At 45.5% G+C, this 13,707-nt stretch carries 14 protein-coding genes; 11 read left to right on the top strand and 3 right to left on the bottom strand.

The genetic code is table 11. The annotated features are described in order from the left end of the window. Positions 1 to 2 precede the first annotated feature (2 nt). The 5 genes from IC230_RS00610 to IC230_RS00590 all read left to right on the top strand — a co-directional run bounded on the left by IC230_RS00610 (position 3) and on the right by IC230_RS00590 (position 6,881). Positions 3 to 701: a class I SAM-dependent methyltransferase gene (locus IC230_RS00610; RefSeq protein WP_191037024.1), complete on the top strand. Its 699-nt coding sequence runs from the start codon at positions 3 to 5 to the stop codon at positions 699 to 701. Positions 702 to 721: 20 nt separating this feature from the next. Continuing rightward, positions 722 to 1,834 (top strand): non-hydrolyzing UDP-N-acetylglucosamine 2-epimerase, encoded by a 1,113-nt coding sequence (gene wecB / locus IC230_RS00605; protein ID WP_191037023.1) that lies wholly within the window; start codon positions 722 to 724, stop codon positions 1,832 to 1,834. A 46-nt stretch (positions 1,835 to 1,880) separates the two neighbouring features. Next, entirely contained in the window at positions 1,881 to 4,079 is a 2,199-nt protein-coding gene (locus IC230_RS00600; RefSeq protein WP_191037022.1) for a bi-domain-containing oxidoreductase, read from the top strand. Positions 4,080 to 4,213: 134 nt separating this feature from the next. Then, the gene (locus IC230_RS00595) at positions 4,214 to 5,707 is read left to right on the top strand and encodes an alginate lyase family protein (RefSeq protein ID WP_317171729.1); all 1,494 of its coding nucleotides are present in this window, start codon (positions 4,214 to 4,216) and stop codon (positions 5,705 to 5,707) included. Continuing rightward, complete coding sequence (locus IC230_RS00590) at positions 5,676 to 6,881, top strand: glycosyltransferase family 4 protein (protein WP_191037020.1); 1,206 nt, start codon at positions 5,676 to 5,678, stop codon at positions 6,879 to 6,881. Before IC230_RS00595 ends, IC230_RS00590 begins: the two co-directional genes overlap by 32 nt. 116 nt (positions 6,882 to 6,997) lie before the next feature. On the opposite strand, the gene IC230_RS00585 is transcribed toward IC230_RS00590, so the two are convergent. Then, positions 6,998 to 7,486 carry a thioredoxin family protein gene (locus IC230_RS00585; RefSeq protein ID WP_191037019.1) on the bottom strand — a complete coding sequence of 163 codons (489 nt, stop codon included), beginning with the start codon at positions 7,484 to 7,486 and terminating at the stop codon, positions 6,998 to 7,000. 188 nt (positions 7,487 to 7,674) lie between these two features. Here IC230_RS00585 and yihA point away from each other — a divergent pair, with 188 nt between their 5' ends. Next, a complete protein-coding gene (gene yihA / locus IC230_RS00580) occupies positions 7,675 to 8,319 on the top strand; it encodes a ribosome biogenesis GTP-binding protein YihA/YsxC (RefSeq protein WP_191037018.1) in 645 nt (214 codons plus the stop codon). 89 nt (positions 8,320 to 8,408) lie between these two features. Then, complete coding sequence (locus IC230_RS00575) at positions 8,409 to 8,894, top strand: DUF5606 family protein (protein ID WP_191037017.1); 486 nt, start codon at positions 8,409 to 8,411, stop codon at positions 8,892 to 8,894. A gap of 148 nt (positions 8,895 to 9,042) precedes the next feature. Here IC230_RS00575 and pyk read toward each other — a convergent pair whose 3' ends face one another. Beyond that, positions 9,043 to 10,479, bottom strand: coding sequence for a pyruvate kinase (gene pyk, locus IC230_RS00570; RefSeq protein WP_191037016.1), 1,437 nt, complete (start codon positions 10,477 to 10,479; stop codon positions 9,043 to 9,045). Between the two features lie 243 nt (positions 10,480 to 10,722). Here pyk and IC230_RS00565 point away from each other — a divergent pair, with 243 nt between their 5' ends. Continuing rightward, entirely contained in the window at positions 10,723 to 10,914 is a 192-nt protein-coding gene (locus IC230_RS00565) for a hypothetical protein (RefSeq protein ID WP_191037015.1), read from the top strand. Between the two features lie 42 nt (positions 10,915 to 10,956). Continuing rightward, entirely contained in the window at positions 10,957 to 11,313 is a 357-nt protein-coding gene (locus tag IC230_RS00560; protein ID WP_317171762.1) for a type II toxin-antitoxin system death-on-curing family toxin, read from the top strand. Between the two features lie 159 nt (positions 11,314 to 11,472). On the opposite strand, the gene IC230_RS00555 is transcribed toward IC230_RS00560, so the two are convergent. Further along, the gene (locus IC230_RS00555) at positions 11,473 to 11,820 is read right to left on the bottom strand and encodes a helix-turn-helix domain-containing protein (RefSeq protein WP_191037013.1); all 348 of its coding nucleotides are present in this window, start codon (positions 11,818 to 11,820) and stop codon (positions 11,473 to 11,475) included. Between the two features lie 108 nt (positions 11,821 to 11,928). Between IC230_RS00555 and IC230_RS00550 the strand changes: the two genes are divergently transcribed. Both IC230_RS00550 and IC230_RS00545 read left to right on the top strand, forming a co-directional pair. After that, on the top strand, positions 11,929 to 13,071 hold the full coding sequence (locus IC230_RS00550) for a hypothetical protein (RefSeq protein WP_191037012.1): 1,143 nt from the start codon (positions 11,929 to 11,931) through the stop codon (positions 13,069 to 13,071). Between the two features lie 16 nt (positions 13,072 to 13,087). Further along, positions 13,088 to 13,450 carry a hypothetical protein gene (locus tag IC230_RS00545; RefSeq protein WP_191037011.1) on the top strand — a complete coding sequence of 121 codons (363 nt, stop codon included), beginning with the start codon at positions 13,088 to 13,090 and terminating at the stop codon, positions 13,448 to 13,450. Positions 13,451 to 13,707 lie beyond the last annotated feature (257 nt).

Raw genomic sequence — 13,707 nt, 5'->3', positions numbered from 1 at the left:
AAATGAGTAGTAATCAGGCCATTGATTTTCATGACGACATCGCTGCTGATTTTGATCAGAAATATGAATCATCCGCAGCGTTTCGGGAGCGGTTCAAGGTTTGGACGGATCTGTTCAGGCGGTATGTAAAACCTACAGATCAGGTTATCGACCTCGGTTGTGGGTCCGGCATTTTTAGTAATTACCTCGGTACGAAAGGTTGTCAGGTGATTGGCATTGATGGATCAGCCGCCATGATCCATCTCTGCAATAGCAAGAAAACGTCGGCTAATGTACACTATGTAAGACAATCCCTGCCCTTAATCGATTCAGTTCCGTACCACAACCAGGATATCGTCCTCATGTCAAGTCTGTTAGAGTACATAGCTGATGCGGAGGAAATAATCCGACAAGTTAATGATCTGCTGAGACCAAGCGGTCTTTTTATCGTCTCTATTCCCAACGAAACAAGTATATATAGACGAGTTGAACGTATACTTTTTCGATTGATCAAACGACCACGTTACGTTGCTCATCTTCGAAATCGTTCGACGGAAATACGGTTTAGGCAGCAATTGACGGCTAGCGGATTCGACGTACTGGAAAGGGTTTATTTCTCGAACCACGATCCGATCTCAAGAATTTTGAAACCGTTTTTAACTGATCAATACGTCAACAATCTGTTTGTCGTGGTATGTCGGAAGCGGGGAAGAAGTGGCTAAGACTCAGTAAGTATAAGTGTATGAAAATCCTGAACATTGTTGGTGCCCGGCCTAATTTCATTAAAGTTGCTCCCTTGCATAAAGCGTTCCGCACCTATCCGGCTATCGAGTCAAAAATTGTACACACCGGTCAGCATTACGATACACAACTGAGCGATATTTTCTTCCACCAGCTCGATCTGCCTCAGCCTGATTATCAACTCAACGTTTGCCCGGAGACGCCAACCCGTCAGACGGCTGATATTCTGCTCAAATTTGAACAGGTCCTGTTGACTGAACAACCTGATTGGATTCTTGTCGTTGGTGATGTCACTAGTACGTTGGCTTGCGCATTAGCGGCTTCGCAGGCGGGTGTATGTATTGCTCACGTTGAAGCAGGGTTACGGTCTGGTGATCGGCAAATGCCGGAAGAACGAAACCGAACCATAACAGATGCCCTTGCCGAGCTGCTTTTCGTAACTGAACCGGCAGGACTCCATAATCTTCGTCGTGAAGGAATTTCCGACGGGCGAGTTCATTTCGTCGGCAACGTAATGATTGACACGTTAGCGCAGTATCGGCAGAAAGCGAATGAGCTTGATACGGTTGGTGCGATGGGATTAATTTCGGGCAGTTACGTATTGATGACTATGCACCGGCCGAGTAATGTGGACAGCGAAGAAGGCTTGAACCGCATTCTCAAAATCGTGGAAGAAACAGCTTGTCGGAAAACGGTCTTGTTCTCGCTGCACCCACGCACAAAAGCTAGTTTGCTGCGGAATGGTCTGATGATGCGATTGATGGCAATTCCGAACGTGCGATTGCTGGAACCACAGGGCTATCTGGAATTCCTGAACCTGATGGAACACGCGACGGCGATCATCACCGATTCGGGTGGTATCCAGGAAGAAACAACCTATTTAAACGTTCCGTGCCTGACCTTTCGCAACTCCACCGAACGGCCCGTAACGGTTGAGCTTGGCACAAATCATCTGCTGGCTGATCTGAATCCCGAAACAGTACGACAGAAGCTGACTGAAATTCTGGAAGGTCGTGCTAAAATGGGTTCTGTTCCACCTTTGTGGGATGGACAAACTGCCGGAAGAATCGCAGAAATAATGCACAACACACCGATACGTATCAAAAAGGCGTAACCGCCAGTGGTCGATTGGTACAGCCCAGGAATACAGACAGCAAACAATGAAACAACTAATCCAAAACCTTAAAACCGGCGAAACACGACTCGAAGATGTACCGACTTCGCAAGTGCGCTGGGGACACGTACTGATTCAGACGCGTCGGTCGCTGGTATCGTTGGGTACGGAACGGATGCTGGTTGAATTTGGGCGAGCCAGCCTGATCGCCAAGGCTCGTCAGCAGCCTGATAAAGTAAAGCAAGTACTGGAGAAGATTCAATCGGATGGGCTGCTGCCGACGCTGGAAGCCGTTTTCCGTAAACTCGATCAACCGCTGCCACTCGGTTACTGTAACGTCGGTGCGGTATTGGCTGTGGGTGAAGGCGTAACAGACCTACGTGTTGGTGATCGGGTCGCGTCAAACGGGCCTCATGCCGAGGTAGTATGCGTGCCGCGCAACTTGGTTTCGCCAATTCCTGATAAAGTTAGTGACGATGAAGCGGCTTTTACAGTTATTAGTGCCATTGGTTTACAAGGGATTCGATTACTGAATCCGACGTTGGGAGAAACCGTTGTTGTGTTCGGTCTAGGCTTAATCGGTCTGCTGACGGCTCAACTGTTACGTCTGAATGGATGTCGGGTCATCGGCATGGATATTGATGAGACGAAATGTCAGTTAGCCGATCAGCAGGGCATTATAACGCTAAATCCATTAGCCAATACTGACTCAGTTAAAGCTGTCTTATCACTCACAAATCAGGTTGGGGCCGATGGCATAATCATCACAGCGTCAGCGAAAAATGATGAGATCATAACGCAGGCGGCCCGCATGTGTCGCAAACGGGGACGTATCGTACTGGTCGGTGTGGTTGGGCTTAACTTGAATCGGGCCGATTTTTATGAGAAAGAGTTAACTTTCCAAGTGTCGTGCTCCTATGGTCCCGGACGGTACGACGAGGCTTACGAACAGCAGGGCCAAGACTATCCACTGGCGTATGTTCGCTGGACAGAAAACCGAAATTTTCAGACAATTCTTCAACTACTAGCCAGTGGTCAGTTGAACGTAACGCCGTTTATTACGGAGAAGGTCCCGCTTGCCGAATACAACCAACTTTATGGCAATATGCAATCGCCGAAGCGAATAGCCTCATTGCTTACATATCCGGAACGGGTAAATCATTCACCGATAATTTACCTACGTGATTATCAGTATACAGCCTGTGGCAGCACAGTTGGTATCATTGGAGCTGGAAATTTTACGAGTTCTATCTTACTCCCTGCACTAAAGGCTTCGGGTGCGAACCTCAAAACTATTGCCAGCGCGGGCGGACTGAACGCTACGTTGCTGGCAAGAAAACATGGGATTGCACAAAGCACCTCTGATTATCGGCAGATTCTTAACGACCCGGATATTGACCTGTGCGTCATCACAACACGCCATAATAGCCATGCTCAACTGACCATCGAAGCATTAAAAGCGGGCAAACATGTATTTGTCGAGAAACCTCTAGCAATCTATGAACAGGATTTACTCCCTATTATCGAAGCACAACAGACAGCAGAACGCTTTGTGATGGTTGGTTTCAACCGACGGTTTTCGCCGTATAGCCAGAAAATGAAAATGCTTTTAAGCCGTTCATCACCGACTAATGAACGAATACCCATGAACGTAGTGGTAACGGTCAACGCGGGCTTCATTCCGGCTAACTCATGGGTACAGGATCGAGCAATTGGGGGTGGACGTATCGTGGGTGAAGCTTGCCATTTTATTGACTTAATTACGTTTCTGACCGGAAGCCTGGTAACGAGTGTGTGTATGAACGCAATGGGTAATCAGGCCTCTGAAACGAGTGATTCGGCTTCCTTACTACTACGTTACAAGAATGGCTCAACGGGTGTAATAAATTACTTTAGCAACGGCAGCAAGGCATATTCGAAAGAGCGTATAGAAGTGTATGCACAGGATCGGACGCTGGTATTGGACAATTTCCGGCAATTGACGGCTTATGGATTCAAAGGCTTTTCGCAGATGTCAGGTCGCCAGAATAAAGGTCATACTGAGCAGATGAAAGGATTGATTGAGCAACTACATACCCAATCGAACCATAGCAACATCTTGACACAGACCCTCATTCCATTCGCTGATATTGTGAATACAACGCAAACCACGCTGGCCGCTTTACGAAGTTTGCGTGAAAAGTGCTGGGTCGACGTAGCGGGTGTCGGCATGGTGCATCGGCCGTCTTTACGTTCAGAGAAATGATCGATAAAGTGGACCTCTTCTGGCGAACCGTACGGCATCTAAAGCCAAGGCAGATTATTTACCAGATCTGGAATAGATGTCGTCGACAACCTAAGCTTCGTTTTCAAAAAGCTACTCCGATAACCTATTTTCTAGTGGTTCCTGAGGCTGATAAACCCATAAGTTGGGAAGGTCAGGCATTCACATTTTTAAACCAGCGTGTCGACTTTGAAAGCGAGATTGATTGGAATTACGCCGAAAAAGGAAAGCTATGGACGTATAATCTCAACTACTTCGATTTTCTGAATCAGCCCAACGTAACGCCTACTGATGGTTTGCAATTGATTCATGCATTTATGGGACAAACAAACTCGTTGCAAGAGTCACTGGAGCCGTATCCGACATCGTTACGTATCATCAATTGGATACAATTTCTGAGTCGCCATCGAATCCAGGACGATCCGATAAACGCTCATTTGTTTGCACAAACGCAACTGCTTAGCCGTCGCCTGGAATACCATCTGGCGGGGAATCATTTGCTGGAAAATGGTTTTGCCTTACTCATTGGATCGTTGTATTTCCAGCATAAACCATGGTTTGCCAAAGCGATAAAACTGATCTGTACTGAACTCACTACGCAGATTCTGGCAGATGGATGTCATGATGAGCGTAGCCCAATGTATCATCAGATCTTACTTGACCGATTGCTAACCGTTCTGTTTTCTCTACAGCACGATACATGGCATACCGAATTGTGGTTAATTCCTTTCATGACCCGAAAAGCGGATTTGATGCTCAACTGGCTCACTACCATTACCTTCCGAAATGGTGACGTGCCTATGGTGAACGATGCTGCTTTTAGGGTTGCCCCAACAAGCGCACAACTTCGTATAAAAGCGGACCGGATGAATTTTCTGGCTACCAAACAGCCTGCCAACGAAGAACAAGGCGCTGGCTGTAGCGGCTATCGTATGTTTCGTCAAAATCGATACGAGCTTTTCGTTGATGTTGGTGCAGTTGGTCCCAATCATCAGCCGGGTCATGCGCATGCCGATACGTTTTCGTTTATACTGCATGTGGATAACCAGCCTGTACTTGTGGATAGTGGTACGTCAACGTATCAGATCGGCCAACGGCGGGCCAGGGAACGTAGTACAGCAGCGCACAATACTATCGAAATTGCCAGCATAAATTCATCCGAAGTATGGGCTGGTTTTCGCGTAGGGCGCCGGGCGCAAGTGATCCTTGTGCAGAACACCGAAAGAACACTGACAGCCCGGCACGATGGGTATCAGCAACTAGGTGTCATTCATCAACGAAGTTGGTCCATTGAACCCGCTAAACTGACTGTTGTTGACCAATTGCTGGACGTAAACAGTAAAAGGCTATCGAAGCAGCCTGCAGTAGCCCGGTTTCATTTTCATCCGAATGTCACCTTGAAAGTTGTTAATAATATTGTGATGGCTGGTTCTATTGAACTGACGTTTAAATCAGTAACTAAACCCGCTTTATCCGTCACAAGATATAAGATGGCTGAAGGGTTTAATCAGCTATGGTCGGGGCAGTGCCTTGAAGTCTTCTTCACCGATTCCTTAAAAACCACCATAACCTCACTACATGAACATACTTTACCTGACCTTTTACTTTGAGCCCGACCTTAGCCCCGGCTCTTTCCGAAATACTGCTTTAGTGAATGAATTGTGCCAGCAGTTGCCCGAGGGAAGTCATGTTCACGTAATCACAACGCAGCCGAATCGGTATCAATCCTACAGACCCTGGGCACAAGAACGGGAGGAAAAGCTGCAGGACAACTGCCGGATTACGATTGATCGAGTAGCTTTGCCAGCGCATTCGGGTAGGAAGTTTGCTCAGATACGTGCTTTTTTTACATACATCCGAGCAACGTATGAACGTAGTGAGGGCAAAGCCTATGACCTGGTTTTTGCCTCCTCTTCCAAACTTTTTACGGCTTCTCTTGGTGCAACGTTAGCGCATTCTATGCGGGCTCCTCTTTTTCTGGATATTCGTGATTTATTCCGGAAGGGCCTTTTGGATCTGCATAAAAACCCCTTTATTCAACTGGCTCTGAATCCCATAGTACGCTTCGTTGAATCCTTTACATTTCGCTCGGCCACGCATATCAATCTAGTTTCGGAAGGCTTTCAGTTTTATTTTAAAGCCTATCCTCAAGCTACGTATAGCTATTTCACGAATGGGGTCGATGATATATTTTTGACTAGTGAGCAAACTCCGCCGTCTCAAAAAATGAAGGAGCAAAGTGAGGTCAAAATTATTCTTTACGCTGGTAACATCGGCGACGGACAGGCACTCCACAAAATTATACCACAGGCCGCTCAGCGGTTGGGCGACCGTTATCACTTCGTCGTTATAGGCGAAGGTAATGCTCGTTCTAAACTGGAGAAGGCCATTCGGGATAATACTATAAGAAACGTTGACCTGCGAAAGCCAGTTGGTCGACAGGAATTGATAGTTGAATACCAGAAAGCGGATTACTTATTTGTGCATCTGAGTAAACTGGGCGTCTGTAAACACGTATTGCCTTCCAAACTATTTGATTACGGGGCTACCAATAAACCTATTCTGGCGGGAGTGACAGGGTTCGCGGCTTCATTTGTGCGTGAAAATCTTAGGAATAGTATCTTATTTACCCCTGGTGACGTAGAAAGTCTGGCGAGCCAGTTGCATAAAGTACCGTATCGAACGGAAGAAAGAGTTGATTTCATAACACGATTTCAACGTAAAACGATTAGTAGGGCAATGGCCCGTCAAATTCGACAGACACTAGAGGCAGCACGACGGTAATTAACTAAGCATCAACTGTGAGAATACATTTCTTAAAGGCCATAAAAAAGGGTCGGCAAAAACCGACCCTACAATATGTATTGAATCCTATAACGATACAATCGTCTGATTTTAAACTATAGAATTTGGCTTTTCACGCTTTTGCCGATGGCGATTAATTCTTCAGCTTTGGGAGCGCCGATGAATTTTTTCAGTACCCGTCCATTACCATCGATGAATAACAGGGTTGGATAAGCTTCGAGCGGATAAACCTGCGATAAAGCCGGACCTTCACCTTTTTCCATATCCATTTTTACGTTAATAAACTTGCTGTTGTAGAAATCACCAACCTCTTTTTGCGTGAAAACTTGTTTCTGAAGCATTTTGCAGGGGCCGCACCAACTCGCATAAGCATCCAGAAAAATTATTTTCTTTTCTGCTTTCGCCTTCTTCAGAATTTCCCGCCAGGAAACCTCTGTAAATTGAATACCATCGGCTTTCTTATCAGTAGATGCGGGCTTAACACCACCGGTATTGCGAGCTGCCGGTTCGGAGAGAGCAGCATAATTTGATACGGAGCTAAATCCAACAAGGAGCATCGTGAGCAGCCAGAATACTTTTTTCATGATTGAACCGGAATACCGGTAGTCTTTATGGTTTCGGGATTATAACGTAATGACAGGCGTTTTTCGTTTCCAAACTATGCATTGTTTAGGCAAATTAGTCGACGTAGCGGAAAATCGCAAATAAGTATTTATGTGCCATTCTGCTTAATCTTTCCGAACTTTGCGACCATTTTATACCAGTTACTACGATGCCTGTCAAGCAAGCCGAATTTTTCGTCAGCAATTCCGATCCGGACAAATGCCCAAAACCTGATCGCCCTGAATATGCGTTCATCGGTCGCTCGAATGTCGGTAAATCATCGTTGATAAATATGCTGACGGGCCGTTCTGCGCTGGCCAAGATTTCGGGAAAACCAGGTAAGACGCAGTTGATTAACCATTTTATTATCGATAATGAATGGTATTTGGTCGATTTGCCAGGCTACGGCTATGCGCAGGTCAGCAAGACCGAACGGGAAAAATTTGCCGCCCTTATTGATGGCTATCTGACCAGTCGCCCAAACTTGCTGTGTATTTTTGTACTGGTCGATTCGCGCATCGAACCGCAAAAGCTTGATCTTGATTTCATGACCAACTTAGGCGAACGAGGGCTGCCATTTGTGATCGTTTTTACAAAAACAGAAAAACTAAGCTCGGTAAAATTACAGGCAGCGCTCGAAACCTACCGGGCTAAACTACTCGAATCCTGGGAGGAAGCTCCTCAATTCTTTGTCACGTCGGCGGTTACAGCCGTTGGCCGGGAAGATATTCTGGCGTTTATCCGACCCTTAAATGAGGACTATTTTAACGAGCGAAAAAATGAACAGGTGAAAGACTGGAAAAACAGGAAATAACGGTATACGCTTCATTGTTTCACTCTTTGATTCATTAAAAGGGCAATACACTCAACAAAACACACGTTACCTATTTACATAATCACTCTATGGAAGCATTAAAACAGATTGCCAATGTCGCTGGTTATAGCGGCCTTTACCGAATTTTAAAACCTGGTCGGGCGGGCGTTATTGTCGAGTCGTTAGACGATAAAAAAGCCAAAACCATGATGGGTCCAACAGCCCGTGTCTCGGTTCTGAATGACATTTCAATTTACGTCGATGACAACAGCGAGGAACAATCTATACCACTGGGCAATGTATTAACCGCGATTAACGAAAAATATGGTGATCAGCTGACCGTTGATCCCAAAGGTTCGAACGATCAGCTCGCTGATTTTATGGCGTCAGTTGTTCCAACGTATGATCGGGAACGTGTCCGGACGACTGATATCAAGAAACTCATTATCTGGTACGGCATCCTACGTCAGTTTGCTCCCGAAGTGTTTGAGAAAGTGGCTGAAGAAGTAAAAGCTGACGAACCAGAAGTGGCGGAAGCATCGGCCATCGAAGAACCTAAGGCTGACAAAGAGTAGAAAACACAAAAAGCTTAATACAGTTACTATATCATACTGGTAGTAAAGAACTTAAACATCTTCATTTTCAGTGAGAACAGAAAAGCCGCGAAACCTTTGGTTCGCGGCTTTTTCGTATTTAGACCGAGTCAATTAACGAACAGGCGGGTTAATCTACCGTACTTAATTTCACTGTATTTGTTCGACGAGCCTGTGTTAAGGGCATACTAAGCGTATTGATAAAAATATCGCCGGAAGCCAGCTTACCCTGACTGATGAGGGTTTGCTTGATTCCTTCTACCGTTTGATCGACCGTCAAGCTTAAATCGGGTTCGTAAGGCATTACCTGAACGCCCCAATATAGACCAAGCGTGTTACGTAGCTGAGCATCATTTGAGAAAACCAGTAGATCAGCTTTGGGGCGGTGATGCGATATCCGTACGGCTGTATAACCCGAGTTTGTAATACCAATAATCGCTTTTGCTTTCGTATCACGAGCCAGTCGACAGGCACTCATCACTACGTTATCATTAATCACATTCTGAGTTGGCTCTTCGTTAACATGAGCGTGATACCGATAATAAATTTTGTCGGTAGTCGTCTCAACCTGCCGAATGGTGTTTGCCATGCTTTCAACGGCCAGAATTGGATACTTACCCGATGCTGTTTCGGCGCTGAGCATTACAGCATCGGCACCATCCATAACAGAATTGGCAATATCATTAATTTCAGCGCGGGTTGGGCGAGGGGCGTCGATCATACTTTCGAGCATCTGCGTAGCCACAATGACCGGCTTAGCCGCTTTGTTACACTTTTCTACCAGCATCTTCTGAATCATCGGAACTTCCTCTGCAGGAAGTTCGACGCCGAGGTCGCCCCGCGCCACCATCAATCCATCGGTTGCTGCAATGATCGAATCAATATTCTGGATCGCTTCTGGCTTTTCGATTTTAGCAATGACGCGGCTTTTCTTGCCCTTCGATTTGATATAATCTTTAATTTCAATGATTTCAGAGGCTTCCCGGACGAACGAGAGGGCAATCCATTCTGCATCGTGTTCGAGGCCAAATTCCAGGTCGGCCCAGTCTTTTTCCGTCACGGCGGGCATCGACACTTTGGTATTTGGCAGGTTTACGCCTTTTTTTGACTTCATAGACCCGCCATAAACCACTTCGGTGACGACGTCAGTCCCTTCCTTACGAAGCACGCGGACTTCTAATTTCCCATCGTCCATCAAAATACGCTCACCGGGGTGTACGTCTCTGTACATGTCTTTATAAGGCGTACTGACGCGTTGGGACGTACCGATAATATCATCGTTGGTAAAGACCAGCTCCTGACCAGGAACAATCATGACACCGTCTTTATTTTCAACGTTGCCAATACGTATTTTGGGGCCTTGTAAGTCCTGTAATACGCAAAGGTTTAGATTAAATTCCTCATTGATTTCACGAATGCGGTTAAGACGCATCAGATGGTCTTCGTGCGTACCGTGTGAGAAATTGAGCCGGAATACATTCACACCGGCTCGGGCTAATGCCAGCAATTGTTCTTTCGTTTCGGAAGCCGGGCCGATAGTGGCAACGATCTTGGTTTTCTTAGACATGAAGGGACGGAAAAAATTGGGCAAAATTTGCCTTTAGCCAATGCAAAAATAACCGGATGGTCTAATAAACCGTGGTCTTTACATAAATTTTACCATGAGTCAGGCAACTGTCTAAGTAGCTGAACTCGTCATGTGAATAGATTTAGGATTTTTGTGTTACTACACAGGCCTGAAGGGTAGCGATCCTGCAGCATAGTAAACACAGACTCATTACCTTTGCGCAGGTATTAAATGGACAAGATTATGGACTTATTTATTGACAAAAGTCTTGTAAAAGAAGCCCTTCGTGAACTGATTCGCGAAGAACCTGAAACCTTCAGACTTTTATTTAAGGAAATTTTAAACGAAGAATCAATCCAGTCAGAGAATACGTTTGAAAAACTGATTCAACGTAACTTCCGCCGGTTTGATGCTACGTTTAAAGCCTTGGCCTGATGGTTTACCATTATTTGACTAAAGTGCAACTGATTAGGTGGAATTAGGGCGCATGGCGGCAATTTTACACCTCCACATAACTTCCTGCACGAAGAAAATCTTGATTATTTGGTTGAGGCAGTGCAGGCTGAAATGTTTGGTGAATCATTATATCCGATTGTAGCTGATAAAGCAGCCGTTTATTGCTACAACATCATCTGCAACCATATTTTTACCGACGGCAACAAACGGACTGGTTTAGGTGCTGGATTGGTTTTTCTAAATCTGAATGGTTTTGATATAAACGTATCCATTAAGGATGACGTATTAACCGCTTTCATTCTCAAAGTTGCTTCCGGCCAGTCGAGTTTAGAGGAATGCCGGGCGTGGTTTGCCGAGAACGTGGTACCCTGTCCATAATCCTACTCACAAATAATCTACATCGGCCACGATGCTTACCTGTTGCAGTCCTTTGTCCGGTTAGCATGTCGTTGATACCGTCCTGCATGTGGCTTTAATCGGACTTACTGTACTAATTAGGTTAGTCCGTCAGGTTCGTTTTCTCGGAAAGAATCTGCCTCAGTTCCCTAACGTCACGTTCAAGTAGACTAAGACGGCTCTCATAGATGGCTTTACAAATGGACAGGATCTCCTCAATAGTAAGTAGCTGTTGTTGATTTGGTTCGAGTTGTTGGCGGAGAAAGGAGGCTGTTTTGGTAGGATATCAGTACCATTGAACTGTAGAATGTCTTCTACCTTTAGATCCAGAATAATGGCAATTTGACCGATACGTGCTACAGTTACCTCGGTTTCACCGCGTTCGATTTTACCGTACCCGGTAACGGATAGTTTTAGTAATTCCGCCATTACCTCCTGCGAGTAGCCCTTCACCGTTCTCAGTACTCTAATTTTTTCGCCAAGTTTCATTTCGTTAACCAGCAGTAACTATTTGGTTCTGATAGTTACTGCAAGATTAGACATGTGCAGAAGATATTTGTCACGGTAATTTGATTAAAGGGTACAAAAATTAAGACTATGCGAAAAAAAGTACACACCGTGATGATAAGCCTGAGTTTGTGGGTGTCTGCACTGGCCGTCGTGGCGCAGACTCCGGGGGGCGATTCTCTTATGACGACTGATCGGTTTTCAGAAGCCACAGCGTCTGGTTCAGGCCGGATGCAAACCACTCAACGGTATCAACCTGATCAAGTATTAATCAGGCGTATTCCAGTACAGGCGGGTGATTCTGTCAGTATATCGACTACCATACTTGGCAAAACCCAACGCGGACGTCAGTTTTGGACGTCTATAGCGAAAGTAGTCACGCCTGGTTTTGTCGTCGGCGCTCTGGAAACCAGAAAGGAGAAAACGTCATCGCTGAGTGAATCAATACCTGCCGGGTCAACGGTCTTTGCGTCGACCCTGGCAATTACACCCGGTGTGGTAAATCTGGTCAAAAAGCAGTCAAAATCAAGAGCATTTATTGGGATTGTAGCTTTCGACACCGCCGGGCAGCCAGTTAGCAGATCTATTACACGTCTGAACAAGGTTGCCCGCAAAGGAGACCAAACCCTGGAAGCAGGCTATCGCGTGACTCAGGACGGGTATGTCACCGTGCTGGGTGATAGAGACCCATCCATCGTTTGTGTGGGCAATTCGGAAAATCCTGACAACTGGATTAAATTTGCTTTGCATCGGACCAAAGCGGTTAGTAAAGAAATATCACCTTCAGATACCATAGGCTCCGCACGTCTGGCTGCGGGTGGCGTTGATGGGTTACAGTTGGAACCCGGAAACGGCGGTCCGCAGACGAATGGTTTACAGATGTGTATAGACTGGTACTGGTGTAATTCAGACGGATGTCGATATACAGGCGAGACATATTGCGAAGCTCTTAATGATGGTGGTGGCGGTGTCGGCATCGGTTATCAAGGTGATCCAACTATGACCGCTATGGGAAAATGTAGCCAAAGCCTTAATATCGCACTTGAAAGATGTTTTAGAAGCTTTGCGACTAAGATGGCCGCTGCAGCGGCCATGGGTGAAGCTGTACCCGCTGCATTAACGCTGATTATAGAATCCATAGTTGAAAATTATTTTTGCAAAGAAAGTGCTTATCAGGACTTCGATATATGCACTACGGAGGTGCGAACAGGAATACCTCAACCAAATAATTAAAAAAATAACTTGCGTAATGAAAAAGATAGTTTGGTTAGCTCAAAATAAGCGGGCTTCAAAATATGTGTTTTGGGTACTGGCCTTTCTGATTATGATTAGCAATCATGTTTTACCAGCGGAGACAAGTAACGAGGAAAAAGATTTGGTTCAGTATGGCTTACTGGCACTGACTATCGTCTGGGCGGTAATTTACCAACTCGTTCCACGTCAGGAAACGATGGAAGAATTGAAAAAGCGTCATCGAGGCATGGCTATGGTAATTCTTGCGATTGTCACTGCATTCCTAGTTATACAATTGTATGATCACGTTTATTTTTTACCGAAAGTGAAAGCCAGGGTGGATGCCTACGAAAAAGCTCGTAGTGCTTCAGGCAGATAGAAATAGTCAGTAAAGTAATTTGGCAAAACACCGCTCTTAGGGAAGCTACCTATGCCTTAACAGTAACTGTGTTTCCGATGATCTTGAAGAATCGTTTAAGGTCCTCGAAAACCTGTAGAGTTTTGTACGAATAAAATGTCATCTCCTCTGTTCTAAACTCAGACGCGATAGTAAAATTCTTAGTATCCGAAAAGCCTGATAGCTAATGTTACAGGCCAACTGTTTATAATTTCCTGAAAAACTGTTTGAAAACAGTC

The organism is Spirosoma validum, assembly GCF_014699035.1.
Classification (GTDB): Bacteria; Bacteroidota; Bacteroidia; order Cytophagales; family Spirosomataceae; genus Spirosoma; species Spirosoma validum.
This window is presented reverse-complemented; position numbering and strand designations above follow the sequence as displayed.